The sequence below is a fragment of the Marinobacter sp. genome, assembly GCF_044799475.1.
GTDB lineage: Bacteria > Pseudomonadota > Gammaproteobacteria > Pseudomonadales > Oleiphilaceae > Marinobacter.
This window is the reverse complement of sequence record NZ_CP085217.1, coordinates 1,787,422-1,807,360: the sequence shown is the minus strand read 5'-3', so window position 1 is coordinate 1,807,360 and position 19,939 is coordinate 1,787,422. Positions and strand designations below refer to the sequence as shown.

Annotated in this window: 11 protein-coding genes, 2 tRNA genes and 2 rRNA genes; 3 read left to right on the top strand and 12 right to left on the bottom strand. The window is 56.5% G+C overall.

The window, feature by feature from the left end:
- Nucleotides 1-17 precede the first annotated feature (17 nt).
- From LG327_RS08445 to LG327_RS08410, 8 genes are all read right to left on the bottom strand, one after another.
- A 23S ribosomal RNA gene (locus tag LG327_RS08445) occupies nt 18-2,913 on the bottom strand.
- A 342-nt stretch (nt 2,914-3,255) separates the two neighbouring features.
- Nucleotides 3,256-3,331 (bottom strand) — tRNA-Ala (locus LG327_RS08440).
- A gap of 125 nt (nt 3,332-3,456) precedes the next feature.
- Nucleotides 3,457-3,533: transfer RNA gene (locus LG327_RS08435), tRNA-Ile, on the bottom strand.
- A gap of 238 nt (nt 3,534-3,771) precedes the next feature.
- Nucleotides 3,772-5,308: ribosomal RNA gene (locus LG327_RS08430) — 16S ribosomal RNA — on the bottom strand.
- Together the 16S and 23S rRNA genes with 2 tRNA genes alongside form the textbook arrangement of a ribosomal RNA operon.
- 433 nt (nt 5,309-5,741) lie before the next feature.
- Nucleotides 5,742-6,566, bottom strand: coding sequence for a CDP-diacylglycerol--serine O-phosphatidyltransferase (gene pssA, locus LG327_RS08425; protein ID WP_404368417.1), 825 nt, complete (start codon nt 6,564-6,566; stop codon nt 5,742-5,744).
- Nucleotides 6,567-6,674: 108 nt separating this feature from the next.
- Nucleotides 6,675-7,691: a ketol-acid reductoisomerase gene (ilvC, locus tag LG327_RS08420; protein WP_404368414.1), complete on the bottom strand. Its 1,017-nt coding sequence runs from the start codon at nt 7,689-7,691 to the stop codon at nt 6,675-6,677.
- A gap of 66 nt (nt 7,692-7,757) precedes the next feature.
- Nucleotides 7,758-8,249: an acetolactate synthase small subunit gene (ilvN, locus tag LG327_RS08415; RefSeq protein WP_318998161.1), complete on the bottom strand. Its 492-nt coding sequence runs from the start codon at nt 8,247-8,249 to the stop codon at nt 7,758-7,760.
- A 5-nt stretch (nt 8,250-8,254) separates the two neighbouring features.
- Nucleotides 8,255-9,973 (bottom strand): acetolactate synthase 3 large subunit, encoded by a 1,719-nt coding sequence (locus LG327_RS08410; RefSeq protein WP_404368412.1) that lies wholly within the window; start codon nt 9,971-9,973, stop codon nt 8,255-8,257.
- 502 nt (nt 9,974-10,475) lie between these two features.
- Here LG327_RS08410 and LG327_RS08405 point away from each other — a divergent pair.
- Nucleotides 10,476-10,919, top strand: a complete 444-nt coding sequence (locus LG327_RS08405) for a DUF4124 domain-containing protein (protein ID WP_404368409.1) — start codon at nt 10,476-10,478, stop codon at nt 10,917-10,919.
- A gap of 58 nt (nt 10,920-10,977) precedes the next feature.
- Here the strand turns inward: LG327_RS08405 and clpB are convergent, their stop codons facing one another.
- From clpB to rluD, 3 genes are all read right to left on the bottom strand, one after another.
- The gene (gene clpB, locus LG327_RS08400) at nt 10,978-13,554 is read right to left on the bottom strand and encodes an ATP-dependent chaperone ClpB (protein ID WP_404368406.1); all 2,577 of its coding nucleotides are present in this window, start codon (nt 13,552-13,554) and stop codon (nt 10,978-10,980) included.
- Nucleotides 13,555-13,714: 160 nt separating this feature from the next.
- Nucleotides 13,715-14,458: a peptidoglycan editing factor PgeF gene (pgeF, locus tag LG327_RS08395; RefSeq protein WP_404368404.1), complete on the bottom strand. Its 744-nt coding sequence runs from the start codon at nt 14,456-14,458 to the stop codon at nt 13,715-13,717.
- Complete coding sequence (gene rluD / locus LG327_RS08390; protein ID WP_404368401.1) at nt 14,448-15,425, bottom strand: 23S rRNA pseudouridine(1911/1915/1917) synthase RluD; 978 nt, start codon at nt 15,423-15,425, stop codon at nt 14,448-14,450. Before rluD ends, pgeF begins: the two co-directional genes overlap by 11 nt.
- Nucleotides 15,426-15,597: 172 nt before the next feature.
- Between rluD and LG327_RS08385 the strand changes: the two genes are divergently transcribed.
- The gene (locus tag LG327_RS08385) at nt 15,598-16,428 is read left to right on the top strand and encodes an outer membrane protein assembly factor BamD (RefSeq protein ID WP_404368399.1); all 831 of its coding nucleotides are present in this window, start codon (nt 15,598-15,600) and stop codon (nt 16,426-16,428) included.
- Nucleotides 16,429-16,475: 47 nt separating this feature from the next.
- Here the strand turns inward: LG327_RS08385 and LG327_RS08380 are convergent, their stop codons facing one another.
- The gene (locus LG327_RS08380; protein ID WP_404368396.1) at nt 16,476-18,140 is read right to left on the bottom strand and encodes an NAD+ synthase; all 1,665 of its coding nucleotides are present in this window, start codon (nt 18,138-18,140) and stop codon (nt 16,476-16,478) included.
- Between the two features lie 104 nt (nt 18,141-18,244).
- Between LG327_RS08380 and LG327_RS08375 the strand changes: the two genes are divergently transcribed.
- Nucleotides 18,245-19,882 carry a sensor histidine kinase gene (locus LG327_RS08375; protein WP_404368394.1) on the top strand — a complete coding sequence of 546 codons (1,638 nt, stop codon included), beginning with the start codon at nt 18,245-18,247 and terminating at the stop codon, nt 19,880-19,882.
- Nucleotides 19,883-19,939: the final 57 nt, after the last annotated feature.

Below are 19,939 nucleotides of genomic sequence, written 5' to 3'. Positions count from 1 at the left end.
GTTGTCTTGGGTGTTATATAGTCAAGCCTCACGAGCAATTAGTACCGGTTAGCTCAACGCCTCGCAGCGCTTACACACCCGGCCTATCAACGTCCTGGTCTTGAACGGCTCTTCAGGGACCTCAAGGGTCCAGGGAGATCTCATCTTGGAAGGGGCTTCCCGCTTAGATGCTTTCAGCGGTTATCCTGTCCGAACATAGCTACCGGGCAATGCCACTGGCGTGACAACCCGAACACCAGAGGTTCGTCCACTCCGGTCCTCTCGTACTAGGAGCAGCTTTCCTCAAATCTCCAACGTCCACGGCAGATAGGGACCGAACTGTCTCACGACGTTCTAAACCCAGCTCGCGTACCACTTTAAATGGCGAACAGCCATACCCTTGGGACCGGCTTCAGCCCCAGGATGTGATGAGCCGACATCGAGGTGCCAAACACCGCCGTCGATGTGAACTCTTGGGCGGTATCAGCCTGTTATCCCCGGAGTACCTTTTATCCGTTGAGCGATGGCCCTTCCATACAGAACCACCGGATCACTATGACCTGCTTTCGCACCTGCTCGACGTGTCTGTCTCGCAGTCAAGCGGGCTTGTGCCATTACACTAACCGCACGATGTCCGACCGTGCTTAGCCCACCTTTGTGCTCCTCCGTTACGCTTTAGGAGGAGACCGCCCCAGTCAAACTACCCACCACACAGTGTCCTTATCCCCGATAAGGGGACGAAGTTAGAACCTCAAACAGTCCAGGCTGGTATTTCAAGGTTGGCTCCACGATGACTGGCGTCACCGCTTCAAAGCCTCCCAGCTATCCTACACAAGACTGCTCAAAGTTCACTGTGAAGCTATAGTAAAGGTTCACGGGGTCTTTCCGTCTAGCCGCGGATACACCGCATCTTCACGGCGATTTCAATTTCACTGAGTCTCGGGTAGAGACAGCGCCCCCATCGTTACGCCATTCGTGCAGGTCGGAACTTACCCGACAAGGAATTTCGCTACCTTAGGACCGTTATAGTTACGGCCGCCGTTTACCGGGGCTTCGATCAAGAGCTTCGTCCGAAGACTAACCCCATCAATTAACCTTCCGGCACCGGGCAGGCGTCACACCGTATACGTCCACTTTCGTGTTTGCACAGTGCTGTGTTTTTAATAAACAGTCGCAGGGGCCTGGTATCTTCGACCGGCTTCTGCTCCGCCCGCAAGGGACTTCACATACCACCGGCGTGCCTTCTCCCGAAGTTACGGCACCATTTTGCCTAGTTCCTTTACCCGAGTTCTCTCAAGCGCCTTGGTATTCTCTACCTGACCACCTGTGTCGGTTTGGGGTACGGTCCCACGTGACCTGAAGCTTAGAAGATTTTCCTGGAAGCATGGCATCAATGACCTGGCGCCCTCAAAGGGCGCTGGTGTTCGTATCTCGACATTGAGGGACCGGATTTGCCTGATCCCCCTGCCTACATACTTAAATCGGGACAACCATCGCCCGACTCACCTAGCCTTCTCCGTCTCTCCATCGCAGTCACGCGAGGTACGGGAATATTAACCCGTTTCCCATCGACTACACCTTTCGGTCTCGCCTTAGGGGCCGACTCACCCTGCGCCGATTAGCGTTGCGCAGGAAACCTTGGTCTTCCGGCGTGGGAGTTTTTCACTCCCATTGTCGTTACTCATGTCAGCATTCGCACTTCTGATACCTCCAGCAGGCTTCTCAACCCACCTTCACAGGCTTACAGAACGCTCCCCTACCCCGTGCACTTGCGTGCACAGCCGCAGCTTCGGTATCCAGTTTGAGCCCCGTTACATCTTCCGCGCAGGCCGACTCGACTAGTGAGCTATTACGCTTTCTTTAAAGGATGGCTGCTTCTAAGCCAACCTCCTAGCTGTCTGAGCCTTCCCACATCGTTTCCCACTTAACTGGAATTTCGGGACCTTAGCTGGCGGTCTGGGTTGTTTCCCTCTTCACGACGGACGTTAGCACCCGCCGTGTGTCTCCCGGATAGTACTCACTGGTATTCGGAGTTTGCATCGGGTTGGTAAGTCGAGATGACCCCCTAGCCGAAACAGTGCTCTACCCCCAGTGGTATTCGTCCGAGGCGCTACCTAAATAGCTTTCGGGGAGAACCAGCTATCTCCGGGCTTGATTAGCCTTTCACTCCGATCCACAAGTCATCCCCTGGCTTTTCAACGACAGTGGGTTCGGTCCTCCAGTGCGTGTTACCGCACCTTCAACCTGCTCATGGATAGATCGCCCGGTTTCGGGTCTATATCCAGCGACTGATTCGCCCTATTCAGACTCGGTTTCCCTACGGCTCCCCTATACGGTTAACCTCGCCACTGAACATAAGTCGCTGACCCATTATACAAAAGGTACGCCGTCACGGAACAAGTCCGCTCCGACTGCTTGTACGCATACGGTTTCAGGATCTATTTCACTCCCCTCACAGGGGTTCTTTTCGCCTTTCCCTCACGGTACTGGTTCACTATCGGTCAGTCAGGAGTATTTAGCCTTGGAGGATGGTCCCCCCATGTTCAGACAGGATATCACGTGTCCCGTCCTACTCGTTTTCACTGAACTCAGGTTTCGGATACGGGGCTATCACCCACTATGGCGGTCCTTTCCAGAACCTTCTCCTACCAGTTGTCCAGCTTAAGGGCTAGTCCCCGTTCGCTCGCCGCTACTTAGGGAATCTCGGTTGATTTCTTTTCCTCGGGGTACTTAGATGTTTCAGTTCCCCCGGTTCGCCCTGTACACCTATGTATTCAGTGCACAGTACCTGGCCGAAACCAGGTGGGTTTCCCCATTCAGAGATGCCCGGATCACAGCTTGTTTGCCAGCTCCCCGAGCCTTATCGCAGGCTTCAACGTCTTTCATCGCCTCTGACTGCCAAGGCATCCACCGTATGCGCTTAGTTGCTTGACTATATAACCCCAAGACAACTGACAGGCAACCGCACCTCACCCAAAGGTGAAGACAGTTACAGGACAGTCGCTGGAAGTCATAAACAACACTTCAACGACAACACCGGATAACGCTTGATCGTTATCATTTGAGATGAACAGACCCCTCACCATCAATCCGGCCCGAAGGCCTGACTGTCAGTCAGGGAATCCATCCTCTCGGATGTTTCAATCTTGTCCGTATTTTTAAAGAGCAGTTCTGACCCAGTGATCAGAAAGGAAGGCTTCATGAAACTGAAACATTCGTTTCTGTACACTGATCCAACCCAGGGGGCGGTTCAGGCAATGTGTATCTTTCAGGTTTTGGTGGAGCTAAGCGGGATCGAACCGCTGACCTCCTGCGTGCAAGGCAGGCGCTCTCCCAGCTGAGCTATAGCCCCGGTATATTACCAAAGTCCAATCGTGCACGGACTCTCAGGCTATAGAATTTTGTGGATCCAGGCGCTTTGAAGCGTAGTGTGCGAACAGCACATGAGCTTCGAAGCAACGCCGAGCCACGAAATTCTGGTGGGTCTGGGTGGATTTGAACCACCGACCTCACCCTTATCAGGGGTGCGCTCTAACCAACTGAGCTACAGACCCGATTATCACTGCATCTTCTGCCACCTGATCTGCGTTGCGGCTTTCGCTCGCTCAGTCACGTACTCATGTACGCTCCTTCACTCACTCAATCCGCGCCTTGTCAGCTGTCACAACCTGCAGCGCTAATACCCTGCCTGACCACTCAGTGACCCAGGCAGTGCGGGCCTGAAAGACCCTTTGCTCTCTTCTGCTGATCAAGTAATTCGTGTGGACTCTGACCGTGATGGCCGACTTCGTTTAAGGAGGTGATCCAGCCGCAGGTTCCCCTACGGCTACCTTGTTACGACTTCACCCCAGTCATGAACCACACCGTGGTGATCGTCCTCCCGAAGGTTAGACTAACCACTTCTGGTGCAATCCACTCCCATGGTGTGACGGGCGGTGTGTACAAGGCCCGGGAACGTATTCACCGCGACATTCTGATTCGCGATTACTAGCGATTCCGACTTCACGCAGTCGAGTTGCAGACTGCGATCCGGACTACGACGCGTTTTCTGAGATTGGCTCCCCCTCGCGGGTTTGCAGCCCTCTGTGCGCGCCATTGTAGCACGTGTGTAGCCCTGGCCGTAAGGGCCATGATGACCTGACGTCATCCCCACCTTCCTCCGGTTTGTCACCGGCAGTCTCCCTAGAGTTCCCACCTTTACGTGCTGGCAACTAGGGATAGGGGTTGCGCTCGTTACGGGACTTAACCCAACATCTCACGACACGAGCTGACGACGGCCATGCAGCACCTGTGTCTGAGTTCCCGAAGGCACTCCCGCATCTCTGCAGGATTCTCAGCATGTCAAGGCCAGGTAAGGTTCTTCGCGTTGCGTCGAATTAAACCACATGCTCCACCGCTTGTGCGGGCCCCCGTCAATTCATTTGAGTTTTAACCTTGCGGCCGTACTCCCCAGGCGGTCAACTTAGTGCGTTAGCTGCGCCACTAAGGATTCAAGATCCCCAACGGCTAGTTGACATCGTTTACGGCGTGGACTACCAGGGTATCTAATCCTGTTTGCTCCCCACGCTTTCGCACCTCAGTGTCAGTGTTGGTCCAGGTAGCCGCCTTCGCCACTGGTGTTCCTTCCTATATCTACGCATTTCACCGCTACACAGGAAATTCCACTACCCTCTACCACACTCTAGCCTGACAGTTCGAAATGCCGTTCCCAGGTTAAGCCCGGGGCTTTCACATCTCGCTTATCAAACCACCTACGCGCGCTTTACGCCCAGTAATTCCGATTAACGCTTGCACCCTCCGTATTACCGCGGCTGCTGGCACGGAGTTAGCCGGTGCTTCTTCTGTGGGTAACGTCAATCCCGGCGAGTATTAATCGCCGAGCCTTCCTCCCCACTGAAAGTGCTTTACAACCCGAAAGCCTTCTTCACACACGCGGCATGGCTGGATCAGGGTTGCCCCCATTGTCCAATATTCCCCACTGCTGCCTCCCGTAGGAGTTCGGGCCGTGTCTCAGTCCCGATGTGGCTGATCATCCTCTCAGACCAGCTACGGATCGTCGCCTTGGTAGGCCTTTACCCCACCAACTAGCTAATCCGGCATAGGCTCATCCGATAGCGCAAGGTCCGAAGATCCCCTGCTTTCCCCCGAAGGGCGTACGCGGTATTAATCCGGGTTTCCCCGGGCTATCCCCCACTATCAGGCAGATTCCTATGCATTACTCACCCGTCCGCCGCTCGTCAGCATCCCGAAGGACCTGTTACCGCTCGACTTGCATGTGTTAAGCCTGCCGCCAGCGTTCAATCTGAGCCATGATCAAACTCTTCAGTTTAAATCATACAGAAGCCGAAGCTTCAATTTCTGCTCAAGACAAAACTCAAATTCGACGAGTCACTGTCTTGATATTTCTTGTCGAAACATCACAGCCAGCGCCCACACGAATTACTTGATCAACTTTTTAAAGAGCGGAGCCGTTTGGCTCAATCGAGGTGCGCATTTTACAGCGTTCCCCGTGCCTGTCAACTGCTAAATCTGATTATCAATATGTTCAATCAAATCAACCTGTTAACAGACTCCTCCGGCCCGGCGTAACGCCTGTTGCCCCGAAGGAGATGCGCATTCTACAGACACAGCCGGTGGTGTCAACGAGGTTTCGGAAAAGTTTCTGTTTTATTTCACCGACCCGGAAAATCTGATCAAACCCTGAACATAGTGGTCATTTTTCCGCCTTATCCGGGTCAAATTACCTCCTCGGCTCAATGATTTTATGTCTTATCTGTACCAGTTTCACCACCACGCCGCGCTTTTCGCATAAGCGCACGGCCGGGGCCGGACAGTGCGTAAAGCAGGAATATGACAAAAAGAACGGTACCCGGGTCCAGCGCAATCACAACGAAGACCAGCACCACCCCCAGAATCGTGGCAAATGGCACCCGGCCCCTGAGATCCAGATCCTTGAAGCTCCGGTAAAGGATGTTACTGACCATCAACATGCCAGAACCACCCACTATGACAATCGTCAGCAGGGTCAGCCAGCCGGCTGGCTCGTAAAGGTGGAAGCACCAGACGAGGCCTGCCACGGCCGCGGCCGCTGATGGGCTGGGCAATCCAACGAAGAATTTTTTATCCACTGATCCAATCTGGGTGTTAAAGCGGGCAAGACGGAGCGCCGCCCCGGCGACATAGATAAAGGTGATAGCCCACCCCACCTGGTTCAGACCGTTCAGTGACCAGAAAAATGCCACGAGACCGGGCGCAACGCCGAAGGCCACCATGTCTGCAAGACTGTCATACTCCTCGCCGAACTTGCTCTGGGTATTGGTCATGCGAGCCACACGCCCATCCAGACCATCGAGAATCATGGAGACGAAAATTGCTATGGCTGCGTTGTCAAAAACACCGTTGGCAGCAGAGACAATCGCGTAAAAACCGGAAAACAGCGAAGCTGTCGTAAGGGCGTTGGGCAACAGATAAATACCCTTGCGCCGCACCGGCGCACCTTCTACCAGTTCTTCTTCGACCACTTCGCCACTGGTGATGTCAGCATCTGATTCTGAACCGTTATCCGGCCTGTCTTTTCTGGTTGTCATTCCACTCATCCAGCAAAACATGTCTGGGAAGTATAGCCGATCCTGATCCGGCTATGTGCAGTAACGAAAAGCGCGGCCCTTGGGCCGCGCTTTTCACTCTTTCAGCAATCAGTTCTTTGCTTTATCCACGATCTTGTTGGCAGAAATCCAGGGCATCATGGAACGCAGCTTTTCGCCAACGATCTCAATTGGATGCTCTGCATTCTGGCGACGGCGTGCCGTCATGGACGGGTAGTTGGTGCCACCTTCCTGAATGAACATCTTGGCGTATTCGCCAGTCTGGATCCGCTTCAGTGCATTTCTCATGGCATCACGGGACTGCTGGTTGATAATTTCCGGCCCGGTAACATACTCCCCATACTCCGCATTGTTGGAGATGGAATAGTTCATGTTGGCAATGCCGCCTTCGTACATCAGGTCGACGATCAGCTTGAGCTCGTGCAGACACTCGAAGTAGGCCATTTCCGGCTCGTAACCGGCCTCGGTCAGAGTTTCGAAAGCGGCCTTCACCAGTTCTACAGTGCCGCCACAGAGAACAGCCTGCTCGCCGAACAGGTCAGTCTCGGTCTCGTCCTTGAAGGTGGTTTCGATGATGCCGGTACGGCCGCCACCGATGGCGCTGGCGTAGGACAGCGAGATATTCTTGGCGTTACCTGAGGCGTCCTGATGGATGGCAATCAGGTCCGGAATGCCACCACCACGGGTGAACTCAGTGCGCACTGTGTGGCCGGGGGCCTTGGGCGCGATCATGATTACGTCCAGATCTTCGCGGGCCACAATCTGGTTGTAATGAACATTAAAACCGTGGGCAAACGCGAGAACACCACCCTGCTTGAGATTGGGCTCAATGTCTTTTTCGTAAATGGCCTTCTGGTTCTCATCCGGCGCCAACAGCATGACGATATCAGCTTCCCGGGAAGCGTCGGCCACACTCTTGACGGTCAGGCCGGCAGCCTCTGCCTTTGCAGCGGAGGATGAACCTTCGCGCAGGGCAACCACGACATCAACACCTGACTCTTTCAGGTTGTTGGCATGGGCATGCCCCTGGGAACCGTACCCCACGATGGCCACTTTCCTGCCCTGGATGATCGAGAGATCACAATCTTTATCGTAATAAACCTTCATGACAAACCCCTGTCTTTGTTATCTGACCACTTGGGTCATGAGTATTGGTGATTCAATTCTGCGGAGTCAGAGACTCAAAACCTTCTCGCCCCTGGCAATACCGGACACCCCTGAGCGCACGACCTCAAGCACGCCAGAGGCTCCGACCGCCTGGATAAACGCATCAAGCTTGTCGCTGTCACCCGCCAGCTGAACGGTGTAGATCGTACTGGTGACATCCACAATCTGGCCCCGGAAAATATCCACAGTGCGCTTGATTTCCGCACGCTGGGAACCAGTCGCTTTCAGCTTGACCAGCATCAGCTCCCGCTCGATATGGGAGCCCTCCGTCAGATCCACCAGCTTGACCACTTCAATCAGCTTGTTGAGCTGTTTGGTGATCTGCTCGATGACCTTGTCAGAGCCTGTGGTGGTTACGGTAAGACGGGACAGGGTCTCATCTTCCGTCGGCGCCACCGTCAGGGTTTCAATGTTGTAATTGCGCTGGGAGAAAAGGCCGACCACACGTGACAGCGCACCCGGTTCGTTTTCCAGCAATACAGATATGATGCGACGCATGATGATCAGACCCTCTCCGTTTTGCTGAGCCACATATCTTTCATGGAACCGCGGGCCACCTGCATGGGGTAGACGTGTTCGTGCGGATCAACGTAGATATCGAGGAACACCAGCCTGTCTTTCATGGCGAAGGCCTCCCTGAGCTTGGGCTCAAGATCTTCCTTCCTGTCGATGCGGATGCCAACGTGACCATAGGCCTCGGCCAGTTTGACGAAATCCGGCAACGAGCCCATGTAGGACTGCGAGTGACGAGACTCGTAATTCATGTCCTGCCACTGTTTGACCATGCCGAGCGCCTGGTTATTCAGATTGACGATTTTGACCGGCAGGTTGTACTGGCTGCAGGTCGACAGCTCCTGAATATTCATCTGGATGCTGCCTTCGCCGGTGACACAGACCACGTCGCTGTCCGGGTAGCTCAGCTTGACACCCATGGCAGCGGGCAGGCCGAAGCCCATGGTGCCCAGGCCACCGGAATTGATCCAGCGGTTGGGCTTGTCAAACTTGTAGTACTGAGCAGCGAACATCTGGTGCTGCCCCACATCTGATGTCACATAGGCATCGCCATTGGTTATGCGCCAGATGGCCTCAATGACTTCCTGCGGCTTGATGTGCGTGTCACTGGTTTCATAACGCATACCATGGAATGCTCGCCATTCTTCGATCTGCTTCCACCAGGCATCAAGGGCATCTGCATCGGGCTTTTCCTGGCTTTCGGCCACCAGTGCCAGCATTTCTTTCAAGACGGCATCAACCGGCCCGACAATTGGCACGTCGGCATCAACTGTCTTCGAAATGGAGGCAGGGTCAATATCGATGTGGACAATCCGGGCTCCCGGACAGAATTTCTCAGTCGCATTCGTCACGCGGTCGTCAAACCGGGCGCCAACCGCCAGGATCAGGTCCGAGTGGTGCATGGCCATGTTGGACTCATAGGTGCCATGCATGCCGAGCCACCCAAGGCTCTGTTTGTCGGTCGCCGGAAAACTTCCGATACCCATCAGCGTGTTGGTAACCGGAAAGCCGAGAGCGTGCGCCAGTTCGGTCAACTGCTTTGACGCCTTGCCCAGAACCACACCGCCACCGGCATAGATGATGGGCCGCCGGGACGCCAGCATCATGTCGACGGCTTTCTTGATCTGGCCGGCGTGACCACGGATGGCCGGGCTGTAGGAGCGCAGCTTTACCTTCTGGGGGAAGACGTATTCATAACGCTCATTGGGGGTGGTCATGTCCTTGGGGATATCCACGACCACCGGCCCAGGACGGCCGGTCGATGCAATATAATAGGCGCGACGGATAATTGCCGGAATTTCCTCCGGATGTCGGACGCTCATGTTGTGTTTAACCACAGGCCGGGAAACGCCGATCATGTCGGTCTCCTGAAAAGCATCTTCGCCAATCAGGGTGGACGCGACCTGGCCACAGAGTACGACCATTGGAATGGAATCCATAAAAGCCGTTGCAATGCCGGTGATGGTGTTGGTTGCTCCCGGGCCAGAGGTCACCAGCACGGTGCCGGGCTTGCCACTGGCGCGGGCATAGCCGTCCGCCATGTGCACAGCCGCCTGTTCGTGCCGCACCAGAATGTGCTTGACCTTGTCCTGTCTGAAGAGCGCATCATAGATATGCAGCGCTGCTCCCCCCGGATAGCCGTAAATGTATTCGATGCCTTCGTCCTGAAGGGACCGGATCAGCATGTCGGCGCCAGACAATAGCTCCACGTTGTTCTACCCTCTATTGCAAGTGAATGTGCCGGGTTCATCCCGGTTGCCTGGATATCCGCTACAGGCTCCTTTTGAAAGCCGGACCGGATGTTCCGCCACACCATAAGACGAGAGGTTGTCTCCTGGCCAAACCATGTCCCTGAGGGTGCCGGGACATGGCTAAACACCGGGTTGCCACTGGCAACGACCATTCCACGCAGGCTGCGTGGAGCGTTCAGTGTGGTAATCACGGGGAATGTTGCTCGGGATTGCCTGCCGCATTGACCCCAATTTTCAGGCAGTCGGTAATTTTGACAGCCGGAAACTCTCTGTCAATAGCAGCGAGGCGATTAACGATACAAGCCGTGACAAAAACAGACGTTCATTAGTCCACAATTCCAGGCTAAGCTTCAGCAAAAATGCGCTATCCATGGCAGGATAGACCCCTGTTCACTCGGGTGAAGGCTGGCTGGCCCATGGCAGCACTTCCTGTTTCCAGCAATGTGGTGTGAGTCGACTCATGAATGCGAAAATATTTCTGATGGCTGCGGCTATCGCTCTGCTTCCTGCACTCGCAACCGGTGCGTCCGTCTATAAATGGACCGATGATGAGGGCGTGACCCATTTCGGGGATCGTCAGCCAACGGGCAGGGACGCCGAATCCGTGCAGATCCGTTCGGGCACATCAAGCCGGGTTACGTCGCCCCGTTCGGCACAGGAGCAACTGGGAGAATTGAATGAACGACAGGAAGCGGAAGGCGAAAAAAAGCAGGCCAGCGCCAGAGAAGAAGCTCAGATGAAGCAGCGTCAGGCAAACTGTGAAAATGCGCGGCAAAACCTGGACATATTGAATTCCAATGCCCGCATCAGGGTTGAGGAAGATGGGGAGCAACGTTACCTTGCGCCGGAAGAGATCGAGGAACAGCGGCAACGCTTCCAGGAAATCGTAGACGAAAACTGCTAGAGCTCCCCCCGAAACCGGGACGCAGCAGAATCACCGCTGCGTCCTCGCTCCGTTAACCTCACTCCTTTCTGAAGACCAGGCGACCATCATCCACGGTCGCCCTGATTGTATCGCCAGACACGAACTCTCCCTGCAAAAGCCGTTGCGCCAGTGGGTTCTCTATCATCCGCTGAATGGCGCGTTTGAGCGGCCTCGCCCCATATACCGGGTCATAACCAACCTCCGCAAGCAGTGCCATGGCTGAGCCATCCAGCTCCAGCCCTATATCCTGCTCCCTGAGACGCCGGTCCAGCATCTGGATCTGAACCCTTGCGATCCCCTGGATCTGGCTTTCAGCAAGCGGGTGGAACACAACCACTTCGTCGACGCGGTTGATGAACTCTGGACGGAAGTGGGTTCCGACAACTTCCATCACGGCCTGCTTCATGTCTTCGTAATTCTCTTCCCCCGCCTTCTGCTGAATGATGTCCGATCCAAGGTTGGAAGTCATGACAATTACAGTGTTGCGGAAGTCCACAGTCCGTCCCTGGCCGTCAGTGAGGCGGCCGTCCTCCAGAACCTGCAGCAGTATGTTGAAGACATCCGGGTGGGCCTTTTCCACTTCATCAAGAAGAAGGACCGAATACGGACGCCGGCGCACTGCTTCAGTGAGATAGCCGCCCTCCTCATAGCCAACATAGCCGGGAGGTGCGCCGATCAGGCGCGCCACTGAATGTTTCTCCATGAACTCCGACATGTCGATGCGGACCATGGCCTCCTCTGTGTCAAACAGGAAGGCAGCCAGCGCCTTGCAGAGCTCGGTCTTGCCCACGCCGGTTGGGCCAAGGAACAGAAACGAGCCGTTTGGCCGGCTCGGATCGGAAATTCCTGCCCGGGATCGCCGTACGGCATTGGACACAGCCTCCACAGCCTCGTCCTGACCGATCACCCGCTGATGGAGTTCAGACTCCATGCGCATCAGCTTTTCGCGTTCACCTTCCAGCATTTTGGAAACCGGAATTCCTGTCCACTTGGACACCACTTCGGCGATCTCCTCATCGGTCACCCGGTTCCGAAGCAGCTTCATCTCCATCATTTCGGCCTGGCTGGCCATGTCGAGCTGACGTTCAAGCTCGGGGATGCGACCGTATTGCAGCTCGGACATCCTGCCAAGATCCCCACTCCGGCGGGCGTTTTCCAGTTCGATTCTGGCCTGTTCAAGCTGGCTCTTGATCTTCTGGGAGCCGTGGAGGGCGGCCTTTTCCGTGTTCCAGACTTCTTCCAGGTCGGCATATTCACGCTCCACACTGGCAATCACGTCCTTCAGTTCATCAAGGCGCTTTTTCGAAGCCGGATCCGTTTCCTTTTTCATCGCCTCCCGCTCGATCTTGAGCTGGATAAGACGACGTTCCAGACGATCAAGGGCCTCCGGCTTGGAGTCCATCTCCATCCGGATCTGGCTGGCAGCCTCATCGATCAGGTCAATTGCCTTGTCGGGTAGCTGACGATCCGTGATGTACCTTTGGGAAAGCTTCGCTGCTGCGATAATGGCGCCGTCTGTCACTTCTACCCCGTGATGCACCTCGTAGCGCTCTTTCAGCCCCCGAAGTATGGCGATGGTGTCCTCTTCACTGGGTTCGGACACCAGCACCTTCTGAAACCGGCGCTCCAGGGCAGCATCTTTCTCGATGTTTTCGCGGTATTCGTCCAGAGTAGTGGCACCGACGCAGTGCAGCTCACCGCGGGCCAGAGCCGGCTTCAACATGTTGCTGGCGTCCATGGACCCTTCAGCCTTGCCGGCCCCTACCATGGTGTGAAGCTCGTCGATAAACAGGATGATCTGGCCTTCCTGTTTGGACAATTCGCTAAGCAGGGCTTTGAGCCGCTCCTCGAACTCTCCCCGGAACTTGGCCCCAGCGATAAGGGCGCCCATGTCCAGTGACAGCACTTTCTTGTTTTTCAGGCCTTCCGGCACCTCGCCATTGACGATCCTCTGGGCAAGCCCCTCAACAATCGCCGTCTTGCCCACTCCGGGCTCGCCGATGAGAACCGGGTTGTTTTTGCGGCGGCGCTGAAGCACCTGAATAGTGCGGCGGATTTCGTCATCACGACCAATCACCGGGTCCAGCTTTCCGGCGTGCGCCAGCTCCGTGAGATCGATGGTGTATTTGTCGAGGGCCTGGCGGTTTTCTTCTGCGTCGGGATCGTTCACTGCCTGACCGCCCCGGACTTCATCAATGGCGTTTTCCAGTGCCTTTCGCTCAAGGCCTTGTTCCCGCAGGACGCGACCGAGGGTTCCCCGGTCCTCCAGTGCCGCCAGCAACATCAGCTCACTGGAAATAAACTGGTCATTTCGTTTCTGGGCGAGCTTGTCAGCTATATTGAACAGGCGCCCCATGTCGTTGGACATGGCCACATCACCGGCGGAACCGGCCACTTCGGGCAGCAGTTCGATTTCCTGGGCAATGGCCCTGCGGACCCTGCCAGGCTCCACGCCTACCTGTTTCAGCAGAGGTTTGATGGAGCCATCACTCTGATCCAGCATCGCCTGCATGAGGTGCAGTGGCTCGATGAAATTGTGGTCTTTGCCTACCGCAAGGGACTGCGCGTCAGCGAGTGCAGTCTGAAGGCGGCTGGTAAGCTTATCCATTCTCATAATTCGGTCATCCCCGATTCAGTGTTACAGGCGCTCTGATCCAGCTCGGCCGTAGCGGCATGGAGCTCTGGATGAAGCGCCAGGTCATGCCTTTAATGTAGGGGCAGTCGGGGGGACTTCAAGCCGGCAGGAAAACAATCTGTCAGAAATTTGACGCCGGTCAAGCCAGCCAGACCAGGCTGGCCATACGGCCTGTCTGACCCTCACGTCGGTAGGAGTAGAAGCGATCCGGCTCTGAAAACGTGCAGAAACCGCCGCCATGAATCCGGGTAAGGCCCGCCCGCCGGAGGCGCTGGGTCGCCAACTGCCAGAGGTCCGCCATGAAATGGCCGGGACGGGCATTCGAAGTAGTGAAGGCCTCATCTGATTCTTCGTCAAGGGCCAGAAATGCCTTGCGGACCTCGGGGCCCACCTCAAAATGCGCGGGGCCGATGGCAGGGCCAAGCCAGGCCATCAGACTCCTGGCGGGCCCCATTTCCGCAATGGTCTTCTCAAGGACGCCGGCACAGAGGCCCCGCCAGCCAGCATGGGCGGCGCCCACCCGCGTGCCCTCGACATTGCAGAAAAGGACAGGGAGGCAGTCCGCGGTGAGAATGGCGCAGGCATGGCCACGCTGGTCAGTCACGCAGGCGTCCGCCACCGGAACGCCCTTCTCTGGCAACCGGGCTACATCCACGCCATGGACCTGACTGAGCCAGCCGAAGGCCTCCGGAGGCAACCCCGCGGCCCTCGCCAGGCGAGTCCGATTGGTCGCCACGTGGACCGGGCTGTCGCCCACATGATCACCCAGATTGAGCGTATCCCAGGGCGCATTACTCACCCCGCCCAGCCGGGTCGTCGCCATGCTCCTGACCGAGGCTGGCGCCGGCCAATCGGGGATGATCAGGGAAAGATCAGAGGTCATGGTTTTCCCGGCCCTGCATATGAGCCCGCAGAGCATCCACCAGCACATTCATGTCTTCGGGGCGTGGGACCTCCCAGCTCAGGGTTTCACCGGTTACCGGATGTTGCAGGGTGAGCTTCCGGGCATGAAGGGCCTGGCGGTGAAATCCTGCCAGAACTTCCCGCAGCGCTTCCGTGCTGCCTCTTGGAAGACGCAGCCGGCCACCATACAGCTGGTCGCCGACCAGGGGATGGCGGACATGGGCAAGATGCACGCGGATCTGATGGGTGCGTCCACTCTCAAGCTTGCAGTGAATATGGGTGTGAGCAGCAAACCGCTCAAGCACCCGGTAATGCGTGACTGCCGGCTTGCCGGAGGGCACCACGGCCATTTTCTTGCGCTCCCGCGGGTGACGGCCAATGGGGGCATCCACGGTTGCGCCTCCGGTCATTGTCCCGACCACAACGGCTTCGTATTCCCGGCCCATGGAGCGGGTCTGCAACTGGTCCACCAGGGACGTGTGGGCGACCAGACTCCGCGCAGCCACCATGATGCCGGACGTGTCCTTGTCGAGACGATGCACAATGCCGGCGCGGGGCAGGTTTTCCACCTCCGGGGCATGGTGCAGGAGGGCGTTGACCAAGGTTCCCGCCGCGTGACCGGCCGCAGGGTGCACCACCAGACCCGCCGGTTTGTTGATTACCAGCAGGTGTTCATCTTCATAGACGATATCCAGAGTGATCGACTCTGCCTCCCAGGTGACCTGGGCTTCAGGTTCCGCATCCAGGTCCAGGCGATCATCCAGCATCACCTTGTCCCGGGGCCTGTAAATATTTCCGTTCACTCTCAGGGCCCCGCTTCTGATCCAGGTCTGAAGCCGGGAGCGTGAGTGTTCCGGCAGGAGTTCAGCTGCGGCCTGATCCAGGCGGCGGTCGCTGAGCTCGGGAGGAATCGAGAATTCGGCAGTAATACGGTTATCGGAGGACATTCAGGCCCCAGGGCAGTGGTGGATGTGTCGGACGGCCGGACTGCTTTCGCGCCCGGCTCCGGGATCGATTGACAGAAAAAACGCTGAAAACGGAATGGCCCCTGCACAGGGACCATTAAGCCCGCTACAATGGCGGCCGTTCGATCGTTATTTCATTATACGGGATTCCGGCATGAGATCAGTTTTTCGATTACTCCTGGTGTGCATTTTTGTCATGATCAGCGCCTGCGCATCGAATGAACAGGAAGAAGTCCTGCCAGAAGAGACCTACTACGAAAATGCCCGTTCGGCGATGGCCTCCGGCAACTTCAACGAGGCGGAGCAGAATCTCGATTATCTTGAAACCTATTATCCCTTCGGGCGCTACGCGGAACAGGCCCAGCTCGACCTGATCTATGCCCGCTACCAGAACCTGGATCTTGAAGGTTCCAGGTCCGCAGCCGACAGGTTCCTGCGCCTCAATCCCCAGAGCGAAAACGCCGACTACGCGCTTTACATGCGAGGGTTGGCATCCTACAACCTGGATATCAGTCTTGCAGCCCGTTACTTTCCGATAGACATTTCGGAGCGTGACCCGGGGGAGCAGCGTCGGGCTTTCCGTGATTTTTCGGAATTGCTGAACCGCTATCCGGACAGCGAATACGCGCCTGACGCCCGTCAGCGGATGATCGCCATTCGCAACCGCCTGGCCGCGCTGGAGCTTCACGCAGCCCGCTATTACATCAAGCGGGAGGCCTATGTAGCAGCCAACAACCGGGCCAGGTATGTGGTGGAAAACTTCCCCAGTACACCCTCGACGGAAGAAGCCCTGATCATTCTTGCCGAAACCTATCAGTTCCTCGATCTCAAAAAAGCCGCCGAGGATGCCATCCAGCTGCTGGCAGTGAATTATCCGGACAGCGAAGCTTTCGACGACAACATGGAGTTCCAGTCGAACAAGCTCAAACGGGAAGATCGCTCACTGGGTAGCGTTGTGACCTTTGGCCTGATGGGCGACGAATAACCGGAAGCGGGCCACGGCGAAAAAAAGCCCGGCCCACTATCTCTGCATTACTTTCCGATCTTCCAGGCATTGGTAATCGGATACCGCCGATCCTTACCAAAGCCCCGCTCTGTGATCCGGATGCCGATGGGCGCCTGACGCCTCTTGTATTCGTTGCGATCCACCAGCTGGGTGACCCGCTCTACATCCTCCCGCTCAAAGCCTTTTGCGATAATCGCATCCGCGCTGAAGTCCCGTTCCACATAAAGATTGAGAATCTGATCCAGAACGTCATATTCCGGCAGGCTGTCCTGATCCTGCTGGTCAGGGGCCAGCTCCGCCGATGGCGGACGCGTGATGACACGATCAGGTATCACCGGAGACACGCTGTTACGGTAGCGCGCAAGCTGGTAGACGAGAGTTTTCGGAACGTCTTTGAGAGCATCAAAGCCCCCTGCCATATCGCCATAAAGGGTCGAGTATCCCACCGCCATTTCGCTTTTGTTGCCGGTTGTCAGGACCATGGCGCCAAACTTGTTGGAAAGCGACATGAGGATTACGCCCCGGATCCGGGCCTGGAGATTTTCCTCGGTGGTGTCCGGTTCAGTGCCTTCAAATGGCTTTGCCAGAGTGTCCATGAACGCATCGTACATTGGCTCGATCGAGAAAACCTCATACTGGACGCCTAGCGCTCTGGCTTCAGAATCCGCGTCCTCCTGACTCATGTCGGCGGTATACCGGAACGGCATCATCACGGCGCGCACCCGGTCAGAACCCAGCGCATCCACGGCGATGGCCAGCGTGAGCGCCGAATCAATGCCGCCTGAAAGGCCCATCACCACCGACTTGAAACCATTCTTGTTGACGTAATCACGAACCCCCAGCACCAGTGCACTGTATATGTTGTGTTCCAGCGAAGGTTCCTCGATGGCCGGCTGGGATATCGGCTGGCAATGATGCTCATTGATAAAGTCCACCGGAAAGAGCCCTTCGCTGAACTGGGGGATTTCCACCGCCAGTGCGCCAGAGTGGTCATATACCAGTGAGCCGCCATCAAACACGAGTTCATCCTGCCCCCCCACCAGGTTGGCGTACACGATACTCACCTGATTATCACGGGCTTTGCGCTCAAGCAGAGCCTTGCGGCGGGCCTGTTTGTCTATGTCGTAGGGCGATGCGTTCAGATTCAGAAGCAGTTGAGCGCCTGCGGCGGCGGCAGATTCCACAGGGCCATCAGACCAGATGTCTTCACACACCGTCAGGCCAACCGAAACCCCGCGAATATCAACAACACAGGGGCTGTCACCGGATGCGAAGTACCGTTTCTCGTCAAAGACCTGGTAATTGGGGGGGAACTGTTTGAAATAGCGGGCGGTCACTTCGCCGCCGTCAATGACGACCGCAGCGTTATATAGCAGCCCCCGTTCCCGCAGCGGCACGCCAATCACCATGGCTGCATTGAGATCCGCGGCGAGCAGTTCATCCATTGCTTCCTGCACGCGCAGATCCAGACTGGGCCTCAGCAGCAGGTCTTCCGGTGGATAACCCGTCAGACAGAGCTCGGGGAAAACCACCAGATCGGCACCGTGGAGCCGTTCGGCACTGCGGACCGCATCAATTATGTCCCGCGCATTGCCTGGAATATCACCGACCAGAAAATCAAGTTGCGCTATCACCACCCGGAAATTTCCGGAAGAAGGGTTTTGGGACGGCTGGCCCGAACGCTGAGACATACGTTGCTCCTGTAACTTGTTGCCATTAAAAGGCTATTATAGGACTTTAACCCGGACATTCTCCCGTGTCGGGCCCAGGTAAAACAACCAGAAGATCCGTCAAAATGCCGAAAACCCGCGCGCCCGGCAGTATTCCCGCGCCAGCTCCTGCCCGCCCCGACCAGCGGGAAAGGCTTTTCCGCATCTACAATCAGTACCGGCTGGTGATCAGCCTCAGCCTGGTAGTACTCCTGTTTGTCGACATCGACGGGTTCGACACCCGCTATCGGCTTCTGGGCTATTACCAGACCATGGTGATCAGTTATCTGGCCCTCAATATCTTCACCGGTCTGGTCATGCTGGCCGGTTTTCACCCCCAGCAGCGGCACATTACGCTCTCCATACTGCTGGACATAGTGTTCATGCATGGTTTTCTGGTGTTCAGTGGCGGCATTACAAGCGGCCTCGCCAACCTGATCATTATCGCCGTGGCCGCCGGCAACATCCTGATTCCGACCCGGGTGGGAATTTTCTACGCTGCCCTGGCCGCTCTGGGTTCCCTCGCCGTGGCCTCCTGGTCGGTTCTCGCTTTCGGCGAAACAGCAGACGAAATAGTGAGGGCCGGGTCGCTGGGAATACTTTATTTTGCCGCCGCCTTCCTGCTGCAGAACATTACGCGCCGGATGATCAAAAGCGAAGAACTTGCCAGCTCCCGGGCACAGAGCATCCTTGAGCTGGAGCAGATCAATCAGCAGATCATCCAGCGCATGCGCACTGGCATTCTGGTGACGGACCGATTCGGCCGCATCCGGCTTGCCAACGCTGCTGCCGAAGAGCTGCTTTTCGGTAACAGCAACGAGGACACATCCCGCCAGCTTGCCCTTCCCGCACCATTGCGTTCGCGACTTGAGCAGTGGTTGAGAAGCCCCGCCCTACGGGCTGAACCCTTTCAGGCCAATGCGACGTCTCCGCCTCTGCAGGCAAATTTTACCCGTCTGCACCAGGAAGAAGGCGACCAGATCCTGGTTTTCATCGAAGACATGAGCAAGGTGACCCAGCAGGCTCAGCAGATGAAACTTGCCTCACTTGGCCGCCTTACCGCGGGAATCGCCCATGAAATCCGCAATCCCCTGGGGGCCATCAGCCATGCTGCGCAGTTGATGAATGAATCCAGACATCTCGAGGCGGCCGACCGCAAGATGCTTGAGATTGTTCAGCGCCATTCCCGCCGTGTGAATGGCATCATTGAGAATGTGCTGGACCTCTCGCGGAGACAGCCGGCCGACAGTGAACGTGTGGACATCGCACAATGGCTTGAGGAATTTGTGGAAGACTACCAGCAGACGGCCAGGTCAGCCTCTTCAAGGCCCGTGCAGATCCAGCTGGAACTGCCCGCCAGGCTCCCTCCCGCCCCTCTGGATCGGAGCCAGATGGAGCAGGTTCTGGTAAATCTCTGCGACAATGGCCTGCGGTACAGCGAGGCACAGACAGGAGAACCCCTGCTGAAGATTTCGGCGGGTGCCACGGCCGATGGCGAGCGCACCTACATTGATATCCGGGACTACGGCCCGGGCATCAGCGCGGAGAACCGTACCTCGGTTTTTGAGCCCTTCTTCACAACGGACAAAAGTGGCACAGGGCTCGGACTTTATCTGGCCCGGGAACTGTGCGAGGCTAATCAGGCCCATCTCGCCCTGCTTCAGGACAACCTGCCCGGCTGTTGCTTCCGCATCACCTTTGCCCACCAGGGCCGACTCATATGAAGGATGGGCAACTGAAAAGCCCGTTTCCCCGAAACAGTACGGACGAGAAAACTTCCC